Raw genomic sequence first — 14,563 nt, forward strand, 5'->3', positions numbered from 1 at the left:
GCAGTTAGTGTAGTTTTACCGTGGTCAACGTGGCCGATTGTACCAACGTTTACGTGCGGTTTTACGCGTTCAAACTTTTCTTTTGCCATCTTAAAAAATTCCTAATTAAGAAATTAAAGCCTGACTCACTATTGAGCCAGACGAGCTAAAATCATATAACAGCGCGAGCTGAAATTATTGTATCTGCAACCTGTTTAGAGGCTTCAGCATACTTCAAAAACTCCATAGAGTAAGAAGCACGACCCTGTGTTGCAGATCGTAAAGCAGTTGCATAACCAAACATTTCAGAAAGAGGAACTTGGGCATTAACTTGCTTAAGTCCACCTATTGCATCTTCCATGCCTTCGATTATGCCGCGACGACGGTTAAGGTCGCCAACTACATCACCCATGTTTGAGTCAGGAGTGATTACTTCAACCTTCATCATTGGCTCTAAAAGTACAGGGTCAGCTTTAAGCGCCCCCGCTTTCATTGCCATTGAACCTGCAATCTTAAATGCCATTTCATTCGAGTCTACATCATGGAATGAACCATCATATAGAGTCGCTTTAACGCCAAGTAATGGGTAGCCAGCCAGTACACCCTGAGACATTTGCTCTTGGATACCTTTGTCTACCGCAGGGATAAATTCTTTAGGAACCGAACCACCTACTGTTTCGTTAACGAACTCATACGTCGGCGCTTCATCTTCCGAGATATCCATCGGTTCAAGTTTAACCCAGACGTGACCATACTGACCACGACCACCTGATTGACGTACAAACTTCCCTTCAACTTCAACAGTTGAACGGATAGCTTCTCGGTATGCAACCTGCGGCTTACCAACGTTACATTCAACACTGAATTCACGTTTCATACGGTCGACAATGATATCAAGGTGAAGTTCACCCATGCCAGAGATTATAGTCTGGCCTGATTCTTCGTCAGTTTGTACACGAAAAGACGGATCTTCTGCGGCTAGTTTACCTAGTGCTATACCCATCTTATCTTGGTCAGCGATTGTGCGAGGCTCAACCGCAACAGAGATAACTGGCTCTGGGAACTCCATACGCTCTAGCGTAATAATAGAGTTCGGATCACACAGTGTCTCACCTGTTGTTACGTCTTTGAGACCAATAGCTGCCGCAATATCGCCTGCGTGAACTTCTTTGATCTCTTCACGTGAGTTTGAATGCATCTGTACGATACGACCAAATCGCTCACGCTTACCTTTAACTGGGTTATAAACCGCGTCACCCTGTTTAACAGTACCAGAGTAAACACGGAAAAAGGTTAAAGTGCCAACAAACGGGTCTGTTGCAATTTTAAATGCAAGTGCAGCAAACGGCGCTTTATCATCAGCTGGACGTTCTTCCTCAGTTCCATTTTCTAGGATACCTTGGATTTGTTTCACTTGTGTTGGTGCAGGCATGTATTCAACAACGCCATCAAGCACAGCTTGAACGCCTTTGTTTTTAAATGCACTACCACACGTAATGGGAACAATTTCGTTCGCTAATGTGCGTTGACGTAAGGCAGATTTAATTTCTGCTTCACTTAACTCTTCACCTTCTAAGTACTTATCCATTAGTTCTTCAGAGGCTTCAGCTGCACTTTCAACTAAATGAGAGTGCCACTCTTGAGCGAGCTCTTGAAGTTCTGCCGGTATTGCCTCATAAGAGAAAGTCATACCCTGGTCCGCTTCGTTCCAGTTAATGGCTTTCATTTTTATAAGGTCAATAACACCTTTAAAGTCGTCTTCAGCGCCAATAGGCAACTGGATTGGAACAGGCGTTGCTCCAAGACGAGATTTCACCTGGTCAACAACCGTTAAGAAGTCAGCGCCAGTGCGATCCATTTTATTTACGAAGATCATTCTCGGAACTTCGTATTTGTTCGCTTGGCGCCAAACTGTCTCAGTTTGCGGCTGTACACCTGATGAAGCACAAAGAACAACTACCGCACCATCAAGTACACGTAAAGAACGCTCTACTTCGATAGTGAAATCTACGTGTCCTGGCGTATCAATAATATTGATTCGATGGTCGTCAAATTGCGCGTCCATCCCTTTCCAGAAACACGTTGTTGCAGCAGAAGTGATTGTGATACCACGCTCTTGTTCCTGCTCCATCCAATCCATAGTTGCGGCGCCATCATGTACTTCACCGATCTTATGAGAAAGACCCGTGTAGAACAGAACACGTTCTGTTGTGGTGGTTTTGCCTGCATCTACGTGAGCTACTATGCCGATATTACGGTAGCGCTCAAGTGGAGTTGTACGTGCCATATGATCCTCTTAAAGGTTAAGGACAGATTACCAACGGTAATGTGCGAATGCTTTATTCGCTTCAGCCATACGGTGAACGTCTTCACGTTTCTTAACCGCAGTGCCTTTGTTGTCAGCAGCGTCAACGATTTCTTGAGCTAAACGTAAGCCCATAGATTTTTCGCCACGCTTACGTGCAGCGTCTACTAACCAACGCATACCTAATGCGTTGCGACGTACTGGACGTACTTCAACTGGAACTTGATAAGTTGAACCACCAACACGGCGAGATTTAACCTCAACCTGTGGACGGATGTTATCAAGTGCAGATTCAAAGATTTCTAGGTGCGACTTGCCTGATTTCTCAGCAGCCACGTCTAGCGCACCATAAACAATTTTTTCAGCAGTAGATTTCTTGCCGTCTAACATTACGATGTTAACGAATTTAGCAAGAAGTTCCGATCCGAACTTAGGATCTGGAAGAATTTTACGTTGACCTATTACGCGTCTTCTAGGCATTTTGTATCTCCGGTTTATTCAGGTTTGTCCTTTTGGAACAATCACCCAAAACAATAATTAATAATATTTAGTGCTTGGCCTTACTAACGGAAAACAATTAGCCTTTAGGGCGTTTTGCACCGTATTTAGAACGAGCTTGACGACGGTCGCTAACGCCTGCACAGTCAAGTGCACCACGTACAGTGTGAAAACGCACACCTGGTAAATCTTTAACACGACCACCACGGATTAGGATTACACTGTGCTCTTGAAGGTTATGACCTTCACCACCGATGTATGATGTTACTTCGAAACCGTTAGTTAAACGTACACGAGCTACTTTACGTAACGCTGAGTTTGGTTTCTTAGGTGTAGTTGTATATACGCGAGTACATACACCACGCTTTTGCGGACACGCTTTAAGCGCAGCTGAGTTACTTTTAGTAACCTTGCTACGACGTGGCTTACGCACTAGCTGGTTAATAGTTGCCATTTAAATAGCTCCTGAAATTAAAATTACTACTGAAAAAAATAAAAAAATCCGCCCTTTTTACAAGCTTGTAACATACATGCAAGTAAATGGGTGGCGGAATTTTAATGAGCAAAGTTTAACCTGTCAACCTAAACTCATCGTAAGACAGTAGATAACTGCCTTACGATTTATTAATCTGTTGATTAATAAGAGTTTATTGATTTCCAGATAAATCTGCGTTCAGAGCATCTGTTAGTGCTTGAGTTGCCTCTTCTGCACTTACTGTTTGCTCTTCAACAACTTCACCCTGCTTGCGGCGAGCCATACGGTCTTGGTGATACGCAAAGCCAGTACCGGCTGGGATCAGACGACCCACAATTACGTTTTCTTTCAGACCACGAAGCTCATCGCTCTTACCATTCACGGCGGCATCTGTAAGAACACGTGTTGTTTCTTGGAAAGACGCTGCTGAGATGAAAGATTCTGTTGCAAGTGATGCTTTCGTAATACCCATTAGTTGTATTTCAAACTTCGCTGGGATCTTACCTTGTTTTTCAAGGTCACGATTAGCGATATTAACGCGAGCTACTTCAATTTGCTCACCCGCTAAGAACTCAGTATCACCGCCGTCAAGGATGGTACATTTACGTAGCATCTGACGAATAATTGTTTCAATGTGCTTATCATTGATCTTAACGCCCTGCAAACGGTAAACCTCTTGCACTTCGTTAACAATGTAGTTAGCAACATGAGTCACACCACGTAGGCGTAAGATGTCATGTGGTGATTCAGGACCATCGGCGATAACTTCACCTTTAGACACTTGCTCACCTTCAAACACGTTAAGTTGACGCCACTTAGGAATCATTTCTTCGTAATGATCGCCTTCAGCAGGTGTAATAACTAAACGTTTCTTACCTTTAGTCTCTTTACCGAAGCTAATTGTACCTGTGATTTCAGCTAAGATAGCTGGATCTTTTGGCTTACGTGCTTCAAATAAGTCGGCTACGCGTGGTAGACCACCCGTGATATCACGAGTTTTCGAACCTTCTTGCGGAATACGTGCAAGTACGTCACCTGGGTTTGCTGTAACGCCATCTGTCACTTCAATCGTAGTGAATGAAGGTAGACGTGTTTCCTGCAAGCCGCGCTCTTCACTTTCGATGATAAGCTTAGGCTCTTTCGCATTTACTTTAGCAAGGTCTTTAACAACTACACGGGTTAAGCCGGTTAGTTCATCAGTTTGTGCTTCCGTATTTGAGTCATCAACATCGCTGAACGAGATTTTTGACTTATGCTCAAGAACGATTGGGTGACTATGCGGGTCCCAAGTAGCAACGATGTCGTTACCTTGAACTTCTGCATTGTCTTGTACTGTTAGTACCGCACCGTAAGGTACTTTATAACGCTCTTTTTCACGACCGAAGCTATCAATGATAGTGATTTCAGTTGAACGTGAAGTAATTACAATCTTACCGTCGGTATTAAGTACATACTTAGCGTTATGTAGTTTTAACGTACCGTCAGTTTTAACTTGTACATTGTTTTCAGCTGATGCTCTTGATGCCGCACCACCGATGTGGAATGTACGCATCGTAAGCTGTGTACCCGGCTCACCGATTGATTGTGCCGCGATAACACCTACTGATTCACCTGCGTTGATGATATGACCACGTGCAAGGTCACGACCATAACACTTAGCACATACACCAAAGTCGTTATCACATGTGATAACAGAACGTACGCGAACTTCATCTACTGAGTGCTCTTCTAAAAGGTCACACAGTTTTTCATCAAGCATTACATTACGCTCTACTAATACAGTGTCTGTATTAGGAATAAGCACAGGCTCAGCAACAACACGACCTAGTACACGTTCACGAAGCGCTTCTACAACGTCACCACCTTCAATAAGCGGTTTCATTGTTAAGCCATCTTCTGTGCCACAGTCATCTTCGTTGATTACCAAATCTTGTGCAACGTCTACTAGACGACGCGTTAGGTAACCTGAGTTAGCTGTTTTAAGTGCTGTATCGGCAAGACCTTTACGCGCACCGTGCGTTGAGATGAAGTACTGTAGTACGTTTAGACCTTCACGGAAGTTAGCCGTGATTGGCGTCTCGATGATTGAACCATCTGGACGTGCCATTAGACCACGCATACCTGCTAGCTGACGGATCTGAGCGGCACTACCACGAGCACCTGAGTCGGCCATCATAAACACTGAGTTAAATGACGGTTGCTCTTCTTCTTCACCTTTAGCATTGATAACCGTGTCTTTTGACAAGTTGGCCATCATTTCACGTGATAAGTTTTCATTTACACGTGACCAGATATCGATAACTTTGTTGTACTTTTCACCAGCCGTTACAAGACCTGATTGGAATTGTTGGTTGATTTCAGTTACTTCAGCTTCAGCTGATTCAATGATTGATGCTTTAACTGGTGGGATAACTAAGTCATCGATACCAATTGAAACACCTGACTTCATTGCGTAGTGGAAACCGGTGTACATAACTTGGTCAGCAAACACAACAGTGTCTTTAAGACCTAGACGACGGTAACACTCGTTTAATAAGCCAGAAATCTGCTTTTTACCTAATGCTTGGTTGATTGACTCAAACGGCATACCTTTAGGTAAAATTAGAGACAGAATTGCACGACCAACAGTAGTGTCGATAAGCGTTACAGTGTCTTCAACAACACCTGCTTCGTTAGTGATTGACTGACTAATACGCACTTTAACGCGTGCGTGAAGTTCTGCGTTACCACTACGGTATGCTTTTTCTGCTTCTTTAGGATCTTTAAATACAATGCCTTCGCCTTTCGCATTAATGCGATCGCGCGTCATGTAGTAAAGACCTAATACAACATCCTGTGAAGGAACGATGATTGGCTCACCATTCGCTGGAGATAGAATGTTGTTAGTAGACATCATTAGTGCACGAGCTTCTAACTGAGCTTCAAGCGTTAACGGTACGTGTACCGCCATTTGGTCACCATCGAAGTCGGCGTTGTAAGCCGCACAAACTAATGGGTGTAAATGGATTGCTTTACCTTCAATTAGTACAGGTTCGAACGCTTGGATACCTAAACGGTGAAGTGTAGGTGCACGGTTAAGTAGTACTGGATGTTCACGAATTACTTCGTCTAGTACATCCCATACTTCCGCTACTTCGCGCTCTACCATTTTCTTAGCAGCTTTGATTGTCGTAGCCATGCCGCGACGCTCTAATTTGCCATAGATGAATGGTTTGAATAGCTCAAGTGCCATCTTCTTAGGAAGACCACATTGGTGAAGCTTAAGTGTAGGACCAACCGTGATTACAGAACGGCCAGAGTAATCTACACGCTTACCAAGTAAGTTCTGACGGAAACGACCTTGCTTACCCTTGATCATATCAGCAAGAGATTTAAGCGGACGCTTGTTAGAACCTGTAATTGCACGACCACGACGACCGTTATCAAGTAGCGCATCTACCGCTTCTTGTAACATACGTTTTTCGTTGCGTACGATAATATCTGGTGCAGCTAAATCTAATAGACGCTTAAGACGGTTATTACGGTTAATAACACGACGGTAAAGGTCATTTAGATCAGATGTCGCAAAACGACCACCGTCTAGTGGTACTAATGGACGTAAGTCAGGTGGCAATACTGGAAGTACTGTCATGATCATCCACTCAGGGTTATTACCTGATTGGTGGAACGATTCCATTAACTTAAGACGCTTAGTGATCTTTTTACGCTTAGTTTCAGAGTTAATTGTTGGTAACTCTTCACGCATTTCTGCAATTAGTTGGCCAAGATCAAGTTCACGAAGCAAGTCTAATACTGCTTCTGCACCCATCTTCGCTTCAAACTCATCACCGTGCTCTTCAAGCGCATCTAAGTATTCTTCTTCACCTAATAGTTGACCACGCTCAAGCGTTGTCATACCAGGCTCAGTTACTACGAATGATTCGAAGTAAAGAACACGTTCAATATCACGAAGTGTCATATCAAGCATTAAGCCAATACGAGACGGTAATGATTTTAAAAACCATATATGTGCTACTGGGCTCGCAAGGTCGATATGACCCATACGATCACGACGCACTTTTGTAAGTGTAACTTCAACGCCACACTTCTCACAGATCACACCACGGTGTTTAAGGCGTTTATATTTACCACATAAACACTCATAATCTTTCACTGGGCCGAAAATACGGGCACAGAATAAGCCATCGCGCTCAGGCTTGAAAGTACGGTAGTTAATAGTCTCAGGTTTCTTTACTTCACCGTATGACCATGAACGAACCATGTCTGGTGAAGCAAGACCAATGCGAATTGCATCGAATTCTTCGGTCTTATTTTGTTGCTTCAGAAACTTAAGTAAGTCTTTCACCTTAGCTCTCCTGTCGGAGTTAATCTTGAGGGCGGATAACCTCGCCCCTACATTCTATTCAGCCGTAACAGATGCTGCAGGGTTAACTGCAGCATCTAATTGGCTTAATTTTCTTCCAACTCGATGTTGATACCCAGTGAGCGGATTTCTTTCAACAATACGTTGAACGATTCTGGCATACCTGGTTCCATCTTATGGTTACCATCAACGATGTTTTTATACATCTTAGTACGACCGTTCACGTCATCCGATTTCACTGTTAGCATTTCTTGTAGCGTGTAAGCAGCACCGTAAGCTTCAAGTGCCCATACTTCCATCTCACCAAAACGCTGGCCACCGAACTGTGCTTTACCACCCAGCGGCTGCTGAGTAACAAGGCTGTAAGAACCAGTTGAACGTGCGTGCATCTTATCGTCAACCAAGTGGTTAAGTTTAAGCATGTACATGTAACCTACAGTTACTTGACGTTCAAACTGATCGCCAGTACGGCCATCATAGAGTGTAACCTGACCACTTCTTGGGTATCCACCAAGCTCTAGCATGTCTTTGATTTCGTCTTCTTTAGCGCCATCAAATGCAGGAGTAGCGATTGGTAAACCACCTTTTAAGTTATCAGCTAAACGACGAATTTCATCATCAGAGAAGCTAGCAATATCTACTTCTTGACGAGATTCACCGATTTCGTAAGCTTGCTTGATGAATTCACGTAGCTCATGTAGCTCACGTTGTTCCTTCATCATTTCCTCTAAGCGCTCACCAATACCACGTGCAGCTAGACCCATATGTGTTTCAAGGATCTGACCGATGTTCATTCGTGATGGTACACCTAGTGGATTTAGTACGATATCTACCGTACGACCTTTATCATCATATGGCATATCTTCTACTGGTACGATAGTCGAGATAACACCTTTGTTACCGTGACGACCCGCCATTTTATCACCCGGTTGGATACGACGTTTAACAGCTAGGTATACTTTAACAATCTTAAGTACGCCTGGTGCTAAGTCATCACCTTGAGTAATTTTACGACGTTTGTTTTCAAACTTCTTATCGTATTCAGCTTTAAGCTCATCGTACTGTGCAGCTAGTTGCTCAAGTTCAGCTTGCTTGTCTTCTTGTGCAAGACTTTGAGTAAGTAGCTTTTCAGCATTTAGTGACGCTAAGTTGTCTTCATCGAAGCCTGCTGAAGCTAGTAGCTTGCGAGCACGGTCTAAAACACCGGCTTCTAGAATACGGAACTCTTCGTTGAAGTCTTTCTTCGCTTCACGAAGCTGCATGTCTTCAACTTCTAACGCACGCTTATCTTTTTCAACACCATCACGGGTGAAAACTTGTACGTCAATTACAGTACCAGTTACAGAGTTTGGTACACGTAAAGAGCTGTCTTTAACGTCAGACGCTTTTTCGCCGAAGATAGCACGTAGTAGCTTTTCTTCAGGTGTTAATTGCGTCTCGCCTTTCGGAGTCACTTTACCTACTAGGATATCGCCGCCTTTAACTTCAGCACCAATATAAACAACGCCTGATTCATCAAGCTTGCCTAGCGCAGACTCACCCACATTCGGGATATCTGCAGTGATCTCTTCAGGACCTAATTTAGTATCACGGGCAACACACTGTAGTTCTTGAATATGGATAGTCGTTAGACGATCTTCTTCAACTACGCGCTCTGATAGTAAGATTGAATCCTCGAAGTTATAACCGTTCCATGGCATGAATGCCACGCGAAGGTTTTGACCAAGGGCTAAGTCACCTAAGTCAGTCGAAGGACCATCTGCTAACACGTCACCACGAGTAACCGGTTCACCAACCATGCACGTTGGTTTTTGGTTAATACATGTATTTTGGTTAGAACGTGTGTATTTAGTAAGGTTATAAATGTCGATGCCCGCTTCACCAGGAATACGCTCATCATCATTTACATTTACAACGATGCGGCTAGCATCGGCGTACATTACCTCACCACCACGTTTAGCAACAATCGTTACACCAGAGTCTTTCGCTAGTGTTAACTCAATACCAGTACCTACTAACGGCTTATCCGCTTTCAATGTTGGTACTGCTTGACGTTGCATGTTTGAACCCATCAATGCACGGTTAGCATCATCGTGTTCTAGGAACGGGATAAGTGCTGCCGCTACAGAGATCACCTGTTGTGGTGATACATCCATATATTGCTGATCCATGCGGCCCATAAAGGTTGATTCACCTTTGTGACGACACGGGATAAGTTCATCAACAAACTCATTGGTTTCGGTTAAGTTTGAGTTCGCCTGTGCGATAACAAACTGACCTTCTTCAATGGCTGATAAATAATCAACTTCATCAGTTACTACACCATCTACCACTTTACGGTAAGGTGTTTCTAAGAAACCGTAATCATTTGTACGTGCGTACGTAGATAACGAGTTAATTAGACCGATGTTTGGACCCTCAGGAGTCTCGATTGGACATACGCGACCGTAGTGAGTTACGTGAACGTCACGTACTTCAAAGCCAGCGCGCTCACGTGTTAGACCGCCCGGACCTAATGCAGAAATACGACGCTTGTGCGTTACTTCTGATAGCGGGTTATTTTGGTCCATAAACTGTGATAACTGAGACGAACCGAAGAACTCTTTAACCGCTGCCGAAATAGGCTTAGCGTTAATAAGGTCTTGTGGCATGATCGCGTCAAGGTCACCTAAGCTTAAACGCTCACGTACAGCACGTTCTACACGTACTAGACCAACACGGAATTGGTTCTCAGCCATTTCGCCAACACTACGGATACGACGGTTGCCTAAGTGGTCAATATCATCAACATCGCCTTGACCGTTACGAATAGCAATTAATACTTTCATAACAGCTACGATGTCTTCTTTGCTTAATGTGCCTGGACCTGTGTCTGTATCATAACCAACACGGCTATTGAACTTCATACGACCTACAGTAGATAAGTCATAACGTTCTTCTGAGAAGAATAGGTTCTCAAATAAGGCTTCAGCCGCGTCTTTCGTCGGTGGCTCGCCTGGGCGCATCATGCGGTAAATTTCTACTAATGCTTCTAAACGGTTGCTTGATGAGTCAATATTTAATGTATTTGACATGTAAGCGCCGCTGTCCACTTCATTGATGTATAACGTATCAATTTTAGTGTGACCTGCTTTAACCAATTCAGCCATCAACTCTAGTGATAGCTCGTCATTAGCGTTTGCAATAACTTCACCTGTTGATTCATCAACATAGTTTTTAGCTACAATACGGCCAATGATGTACTCATGTGGTACTTCTAATTGATTAATGCCTTTTTTCTCGATGCTCTTGATGTGGCGTGCCGTAATACGACGACCGCTTTCAACAAGTACTTCACCGTCTTCGCCTTTGATATCAAAAGCGGCAGTTTCACCACGTAAACGTGAAGGCACAAGTTCCATAAGAACTTTACCGTCAGTTACTTCAAACGCAGTGGTGTCGAAGAACATATCTAGGATTTCTTCGCTAGAGTACTCAAGTGCACGTAAAATAATAGACGCCGGTAATTTACGACGACGGTCTATACGTACATATAAGTTATCTTTTGCATCAAATTCGAAGTCTAACCATGAACCACGGTAAGGAATAACGCGTGCGTTATATAATACTTTACCCGATGAATGGGTTTTACCGCGGTCGTTATCAAAGAATACACCAGGGCTACGGTGTAGCTGAGAAACGATAACACGCTCTGTACCATTGATTACAAAAGTACCGGTATCAGTCATGAGCGGAATTTCGCCCATGTAAACTTCTTGCTCTTTAATGTCTTTAACTGTGCCTGGAGCTTCTTTGTCCATAACTACAAGACGCAGTTTCACGCGAAGTGGAGCAGAATAAGTCACACCGCGAATTTGACATTCTTTTACATCGAATACTGGCTCACCAATACGATAACTTACGTATTGAAGCTCAGAATTTCCCGAGTAGCTTTTAATAGGGAACACAGAACGGAAGGCTGCTTCCAAACCATGATCGCCATCAGCGTCTGGGACTAAGAATTTTTTAAACGATTCTAACTGTGTCGACAGTAAGAAAGGTATATCCAAAACTTGTGGACGTTTACCAAAATCCTTACGGATACGTTTCTTTTCAGAATAAGAGTAAGCCATGGGGTTCCTCAGCTTGCTGATCTTTGACCCGACCTGTTCTTGTAAGAACAGACTTAACTGGCATCTATGCCAAGATTTACAACATTTAATTGTTGTTCTAATTAACTCCGCCCCTGCAACACTAGCAAACTATAAAGCGTTGAAAGTAAAGAGAAAATCAGATTTTATTTGAGCTACAGGAATACATAACTCTATAGCGCAAAAAGGCCGGTGATTAAATAATCACCAGCCCTTGCCTGATTACTCAGGCAGCGAACCTAGCGTGAGCTAGATTACTTAACCTCAACTTCAGCACCAGCTTCAGTAAGGTCTTTTTGAAGTGCTTCAGCTTCTTCTTTAGATACACCTTCTTTGATAGGTGCAGGAGCAGCTTCAACAAGCGCTTTCGCTTCTTTAAGGCCTAGGCCAGTTGCGCTACGTACAGCTTTGATTGCCGCAACCTTGTTAGCGCCAGCGCCAGTAAGGATTACGTCAAATTCAGTTTTCTCTTCAGCAGCTTCAGCAGCAGGACCTGCTACCATAGCAGCTGCAGCAGTTACGCCGAATTTTTCTTCCATTGCTTCAACAAGAGCAACAACGTCCATTACTGACATTTCAGCAATCGCGTCAAGGATTTGGTCTTTAGTTACAGACATTACAAATTTCCTAATAATTAACGGACTCTAGGTCCAAATAAATTTTACACCGAAAGGGAGGTTAAACAGCTTAAAATTAAGCAGCTTGCTCTTCTTTCTGTACACGTACTGCTTCAATTGTTTTACACAATTTGCCAGCAGACGCTTCTTTCATAGCGCTCATTAAGCGTGCAACAGCTTCATCGTATGTAGGTAATGTAGCAAGCATTGCTGCATCTACAACATTTCCTTCAAAAGCGGCCGTTTTAACTTCGAATTTCTCATTCTTTTTCGCGAAATCTGAGAAGATACGCGCAGCAGCACCTGGATGCTCTGATGAGAAAGCGATTAAGCTTGGACCAACTAACGAATCAGATAGACATTCAAACTCAGTACCTTCAACAGCACGTTTTGCTAGAGTGTTACGAACAACTTTCATCCATACACCAGCTTCACGCGCTTCTTTACGAAGGGCTGTAATTGCGCCTACTGTTACACCACGAGAATCTGCAACAACTGCAGAAAGAGCACCATTGGCTGCTTCGTTGACTTCAGCAACAATTGCTTTTTTGCCTTGAAGATTTAAAGCCATGGGTGTTACTCCTGGTTTAATGGGTCGCCGACACTCGGCTTCCCTGTTTTACTCTTCCCTACCAAAAAACTGATAGAGATGCTTTTTACGGCGAGAGCCAGAAGAGATTAGGAAAATCTATCTGGGGATTCACACCGTCTACGTAGGTAATATTAAGGCCGAAGCCGCCTACGGTCTTGGACGGAAGCCCAATTTATCGCATCACTCAAGAGCTTAGCGAAATTATGGACTTCAACCCGAATTCTTTACTTGTTAAACAATAAATTATTCAACAAAATGGCGCAAAATTATAGTACAAATTTCACGCCATGTAAACACCTATTAAGCTACAGAAGTGCTTAACGTGTTTTGGTCAACAGCAACACCTGCGCCCATTGTTGTAGAGATGGTTACTTTCTTAACGTAAACACCTTTAGCTTGAGAAGGTTTAGCCTTCTTAAGCGCAACGATTAGAGCTTCAAGGTTTTGTTGGATTTGCTCAGCAGTGAAATCAACCTTACCGATAGTAGTATGGATGATACCATTTTTGTCATTACGGTAACGTACTTGACCTGCTTTCGCGTTTTTAACTGCTTCTGCAACGTTAGGCGTTACAGTACCAGTTTTAGGGTTAGGCATAAGACCACGTGGACCTAAGATTTGACCTAGTTGACCAACAACACGCATCGCGTCTGGTGATGCAACAACAACGTCAAAATCCATCTCGCCTTTCTTAACTAGCTCAGCAAGATCTTCCATGCCTACTAATTCAGCACCGGCTTCTTTTGCAGCTTCTGCATTAGCGCCTTGAGTGAATACAGCAACACGAACATCACGGCCAGTACCGTGAGGTAGTACAGTTGCACCACGAACGTTCTGGTCAGATTTACGAGCGTCAATACCAAGGTTAACAGCAACGTCAACACTTTCTACGAATTTAGCTGTTGCTAATTCTTTTAAAAGAGCAACTGCTTCATTGATTTCGTAATCTTTAGTTACTTCCACTTTTTCGCGGATAGTACGCATACGTTTAGTTAATTTAGCCATTTCTTAGTCCTCTACGTTCAAGCCCATCGCACGCGCAGAACCTGCGATAGTGCGAACCGCAGCGTCCATATCAGCCGCTGTAAGGTCAGCTCGTTTTGTCTCAACGATCTCTTCAAGTTGAGCACGAGTTACTGTGCCTACTTTTTCAGTGTTAGGACGGCCTGAGCCTGATTTGATACCAGCAGCTTTCTTAAGTAAGTAAGCAGCAGGTGGCGTTTTCATATCGAACGTAAATGAACGGTCACCGTAAACAGAGATCACTACAGGAACTGGAGCGCCTTTTTCGATAGACTCTGTACGCGCGTTAAACGCTTTACAGAATTCCATGATGTTTACACCGTGTTGACCTAGTGCAGGACCTACTGGAGGACTAGGATTAGCCATACCAGCGGCAACTTGTAGCTTGATTAAAGCTTCAACTTTTTTAGCCATTATAAATACCTCATTTGGTGGGTCTTAGCCTTGTGCGCGCGAGGACGCGTACTCTAACGGCTTCCCAGTTTAAAAATTGGTTTCGTACTTTTTGCGAGCAAAAATAAATTTTTGCCGTAATACAAAAAGGCCGCTGATTATAAGTTAATCAGCGGCCTTTTTCAAGC

10 protein-coding genes are annotated in these 14,563 nt (G+C 43.5%); all 10 read right to left on the reverse strand.

Annotated elements, in window-relative coordinates; translation table 11 throughout:
* Positions 1–89, reverse strand: an 89-nt coding sequence (locus AN391_RS11780) for a GTP-binding protein (protein ID WP_233997923.1), incomplete at its 3' end; no start/stop codon positions are given.
* Positions 90–151: 62 nt separating this feature from the next.
* Positions 152–2,266 carry an elongation factor G gene (gene fusA / locus AN391_RS11785; protein WP_055015583.1) on the reverse strand — a complete coding sequence of 705 codons (2,115 nt, stop codon included), beginning with the start codon at positions 2,264–2,266 and terminating at the stop codon, positions 152–154.
* Between the two features lie 27 nt (positions 2,267–2,293).
* Positions 2,294–2,764 carry a 30S ribosomal protein S7 gene (gene rpsG, locus AN391_RS11790; RefSeq protein ID WP_004588211.1) on the reverse strand — a complete coding sequence of 157 codons (471 nt, stop codon included), beginning with the start codon at positions 2,762–2,764 and terminating at the stop codon, positions 2,294–2,296.
* A 97-nt stretch (positions 2,765–2,861) separates the two neighbouring features.
* Entirely contained in the window at positions 2,862–3,236 is a 375-nt protein-coding gene (gene rpsL / locus AN391_RS11795) for a 30S ribosomal protein S12 (protein ID WP_002958885.1), read from the reverse strand.
* A 193-nt stretch (positions 3,237–3,429) separates the two neighbouring features.
* Positions 3,430–7,602: a DNA-directed RNA polymerase subunit beta' gene (rpoC, locus tag AN391_RS11800; RefSeq protein ID WP_055015584.1), complete on the reverse strand. Its 4,173-nt coding sequence runs from the start codon at positions 7,600–7,602 to the stop codon at positions 3,430–3,432.
* A gap of 104 nt (positions 7,603–7,706) precedes the next feature.
* Complete coding sequence (gene rpoB / locus AN391_RS11805) at positions 7,707–11,732, reverse strand: DNA-directed RNA polymerase subunit beta (protein ID WP_055015585.1); 4,026 nt, start codon at positions 11,730–11,732, stop codon at positions 7,707–7,709.
* A 272-nt stretch (positions 11,733–12,004) separates the two neighbouring features.
* On the reverse strand, positions 12,005–12,367 hold the full coding sequence (gene rplL / locus AN391_RS11810) for a 50S ribosomal protein L7/L12 (RefSeq protein WP_004588208.1): 363 nt from the start codon (positions 12,365–12,367) through the stop codon (positions 12,005–12,007).
* Positions 12,368–12,443: 76 nt separating this feature from the next.
* Positions 12,444–12,938, reverse strand: a complete 495-nt coding sequence (gene rplJ / locus AN391_RS11815; protein WP_055015586.1) for a 50S ribosomal protein L10 — start codon at positions 12,936–12,938, stop codon at positions 12,444–12,446.
* Positions 12,939–13,259: 321 nt separating this feature from the next.
* The gene (gene rplA, locus AN391_RS11820) at positions 13,260–13,964 is read right to left on the reverse strand and encodes a 50S ribosomal protein L1 (protein ID WP_055015587.1); all 705 of its coding nucleotides are present in this window, start codon (positions 13,962–13,964) and stop codon (positions 13,260–13,262) included.
* A gap of 3 nt (positions 13,965–13,967) precedes the next feature.
* Positions 13,968–14,396, reverse strand: coding sequence for a 50S ribosomal protein L11 (gene rplK / locus AN391_RS11825; RefSeq protein WP_004588205.1), 429 nt, complete (start codon positions 14,394–14,396; stop codon positions 13,968–13,970).
* Positions 14,397–14,563 lie beyond the last annotated feature (167 nt).

Origin of the sequence: Pseudoalteromonas sp. P1-13-1a, assembly GCF_001401875.1 — a bacterium.
Classification (GTDB): domain Bacteria; phylum Pseudomonadota; class Gammaproteobacteria; order Enterobacterales; family Alteromonadaceae; genus Pseudoalteromonas.